The sequence below is a fragment of the Streptomyces sp. NRRL S-31 genome (assembly GCF_000718775.1).
Classification (GTDB): Bacteria; Actinomycetota; Actinomycetes; order Streptomycetales; family Streptomycetaceae; genus Streptomyces.
In genome coordinates, this window is record NZ_JOCB01000184.1 from 1 (window position 1) to 3,927 (window position 3,927).

Below are 3,927 nucleotides of genomic sequence, written 5' to 3' on the forward strand. Positions count from 1 at the left end.
GACGCTGCACGTGGACCGGCCGTCGTCGAAGGTGGACTGGGAGTCGGGGCGGGTGCGGCTGCTGACGGAGGCGCGGGAGTGGCCGGCGGTGGACCGGCCGCGCCGGGCGGGTGTCTCCTCGTTCGGCATCAGCGGCACCAACGCCCATGTCATCCTCGAACAGCCATCGGCCGAGGAACCCTTGACCGAGCACCCCGCACCCCAGGGCCCCACCGCCCCGTGGCTGCTCACCGCCAAGACGCCCGCCGCACTCGCCGGCCAGGCCGCCGCGCTCCTCGGCCACCTCGACGCACACCCCCACCAGGACCCCTCCGACATCGGCTGGACGCTCGCCACCGGCCGCGCCCACTTCGCGCACCGCGCCGCCCTCACCGGCACCGACCCGGCCGAACTGCGCGGCGCGCTGGCCGCGCTGGCCGACGGCACCGCCTCCCGCGCCCTGGTCCAGGGCACCGCGCCCGGCCGCGCCCGGCCCGTGTTCGTCTTCCCCGGCCAGGGCTCCCAGTGGTCCGGCATGGCCACCCGGCTCCTGGAGGAGTCCCCGGTGTTCGCCGCCCGGATGGCCGAGTGCGCCGCCGCCCTGGCGCCGTACACCGACTGGGACTTCCGCGCCGAACTCGACGGCGACCTGGACCGGGTGGACGTCGTCCAGCCGCTGCTGTGGGCCGTGATGGTGTCCCTGGCCCACACCTGGAGCGCCTACGGCGTCACCCCGGCCGCCGTCATCGGCCACTCCCAGGGCGAGATCGCCGCCGCCTGCGCGGTCGGCGCGCTGACCCTCCAGGACGGCGCCCGCGTCGTCGCGCTGCGCTCACGGGCCATCGCCGAGCTGCTGTCCGGCTCCGGCGGCATGATGTCCGTCGGCGAGGGCGCCGACGCGGTCCGCGCCCGGCTCGCCGCCTTCGACGGCCGGCTGTCGGTCGCCGCGGTCAACGGCACCGCCTCCACGGTGGTGTCCGGCGACCCCGACGCCCTCGACCGGCTCCACGCCCTGCTGCGCGCCGAGAAGGTCCGCGCCAAGCGCCTGCCCGTGGACTACGCCTCCCACAGCGCCCACGTCGAGACCCTGCGCGAGCGCCTCGCCGAGGTGCTCGACGGCATCGCGCCGCGCGCCACCCGCGTGCCGTTCTACTCCACCGTCACCGGCGGCCCGCTCGACACCACGGAACTCGGCGCCGCGTACTGGTACACCAACCTGCGCGGAACCGTCCTGTTCGAGCAGGCGGTCCGCGCCGCCGTCGCCGACGGACACCGGCTGTTCATCGAGTCCAGCCCGCACCCGGTGCTCACCGTCGGCATCCAGGAGACCGACGACGCCGTGACCGCCGTGGGCTCCCTGCGCCGCGACGATGGCGGCCGGGACCGGCTGCTGACGGCGCTGGGCGAGGCGTTCACCCACGGTGCCACCGTCGACTGGACCGCCGTCGCCGAGGGCCGCCGCGCGCGCCGCGTCCCGCTGCCGGGCTACGCCTTCCAGCGCGAGTGGTACTGGCTGGACAGCACCGCGGGCGGCGCCGACGTCACCTCCGCCGGCCTCGCCCCCACCGACCACGCCCTGCTCGGCGCCGCGGTGGTACGGGCCGACAGCGAGGGCGCCGTCCTCACCGGCCGCCTCGCCCCGGGCACCCAGCCCTGGCTGGCGGACCACCGGGTCGGCGGCCGGCTGCTCTTCCCCGGCACCGGGCACCTGGAACTGGCCCTGCGCGCCGGCGACCAGGTCGGCTGCGGCGACCTCGCCGAACTCACCCTGCACGCGCCGCTGGTGCTGCCCGAGCACGGCGCCGTCCAGCTCCAGGTCGTCGTCGGCGCGCCCGAGGGGGAGACCCGCCCGGTCACCATCTGGTCCCGCCCGGAGAGCCCCGACGAGGAACCGCCCTGGACCCGGCACGCCGACGGCCTGCTCGCCCCGACCGGCACCCTGCCCGGAACCGCCGAACCGCTCACCGTGTGGCCCCCGCGGGACGCCGAGCCCGTACCGCTCGACGGACTGTACGACGAACTCGCCGCCCTCGGCCTCGGCTACGGGCCGCTCTTCCAGGGCCTGCGCGCCGCCTGGCGCACCGCCGACGGCCTGTACGCGGAGGTCGCCACCGACGCCGTACCCGACGGCTTCGCCCTGCACCCGGCGCTGTCGGACGCCGCCCTGCACACCGTCGGCCTCACCGACGCGGCGGGTGACGCGGCGCTGCTGCCGTTCGCCTGGTCCGGGGTGCGGCTGCACGCCACCGGCGCCACCGCGCTGCGCGTCCGCGTCCGGCCCGCCGGGGAGGGCACCGTCGCCCTCGCCCTCGCCGACCCCACCGGCGCGCCCGTCGCCACCGTCGACTCGCTCGCCCTGCGCCCGCTGCGCACCGAGGCGCTGGCCGCCGCCGCGCGGTCGGCCCGCGCGGGCGCGCTGTACCGGGTCGACTGGGTACCGGCACCGCCGGTGACGGCGACCGCCCCCGCACCACGGGAGGTACGCGCCCCGGCCGGAGTGGACGCCGCCGCCGCCCGGACGGCCGTCGACACGGTCCTGGCCGAACTGCGCACCGGGCTCGCGGAGGACGACCGCACCCTCGTGGTGGTCACCGGCACCGACCCGGCGGGCGCCGCCGTCGGCGGCCTGGTCCGCTCGGCCCAGTCGGAGAACCCCGGCCGCATCGTGCTCGTCGACGCCGCCGGACCTGAGCCGGACTCCGGACGGCTGGCCGAGGCGGTCGCCACGGGCGAGCCGCACCTGGCGTTCCGGGACGGCGCCTGGCTGCTGCCCAGGCTGGCCCGCCTCACCACCGGTGAACCCGGCGACGCCGCCGGCACCGGGCTGGGCACCGGCACCGTCCTGCTGACCGGCGCCACCGGCGCGCTCGGCCGCGTCCTGGCCCGTCACCTGGCCGCCGAACGCGCCGTCCGGCACCTGCTGCTGGTCAGCCGCGGCGGCGCCCCCGACGACCTGGTCGCCGAACTCACCGGGCTGGGCGCCGGGGTGACGAGCGTCGCCTGCGACGTCGCCGACCGCGCCGCGCTCGCCGCCGTCCTGGCCGCCGTACCCGCCGACCGGCCGCTGACCGCCGTGATCCACGCGGCCGGCGTCCTCGCCGACGGCGTGCTCACCTCCCTCACCCCGGAGCGGCTCGACACGGTGTTCCGGCCGAAGCTGGACGCCGCCTGGAACCTGCACGAACTCACCGCGGACCTGGACCTGTCGGCGTTCGTGCTCTTCTCCTCCTCCGCCGCCACGCTCGGCTCGCCGGGCCAGGGCAACTACGCCGCCGCCAACGCCTACCTCGACGCGCTCGCCGTCCACCGCCGGGCCCTCGGACTGCCCGCGCACTCCCTGGCCTGGGGCCTGTGGGCCGAGGCCGGCGGCATGACCGGCACCCTCGGCGAGACCGACCGCACGCGCATCGCCCGCGGCGGCGTCGCCCCGCTGGAGACCGAGGACGGCCTCGCCCTCTTCGACGCCGCCCTGCGCGGGCCCGACCCCGCCGTCCTGCCGGTGCGGCTGGACACGGCCTCCCTGCGCGCCCAGGGCGAGGAGCCGGCCCCGCTGTTCCGCGCCCTCGTGCCCGTGCGCCGGGCCGGCGCGGCCACCGGACAGGGCACGACCGGCGGCGCCGACGCGCTGCGGGAGCGGCTCGCCGGACTGCCGGAGGGCGAGCGCGAGCCGTTCCTCACCGCACTCGTGCAGAGCCACGTCGCGACCATCCTCGGCTACCGCTCCGCCCAGGACGTCGGCCGCACCCTCGCCTTCCGGGAACTCGGCTTCGACTCCCTGGCCGCCGTCGAACTGCGCAACCGGCTCACCGCGGCGACCGGCCTGAAGCTGCCCGCCACCCTCGTCTTCGACCACCCCACCCCGGCGGAACTCGCCCGCCACCTGCTCGCCGAACTCACCGGCGCCCTCGCCGAGGTCCCCGCCCGCACCACCCCCCGGGCCGCCGCCGA

1 protein-coding gene is annotated in these 3,927 nt (G+C 77.8%); it reads left to right on the top strand.

Annotation, left to right across the window (positions count from 1 at the left end):
• Nucleotides 1–3,927, top strand: a 3,927-nt coding sequence (locus IF37_RS0137880; RefSeq protein WP_030754075.1) for a type I polyketide synthase, incomplete at both ends; no start/stop codon positions are given.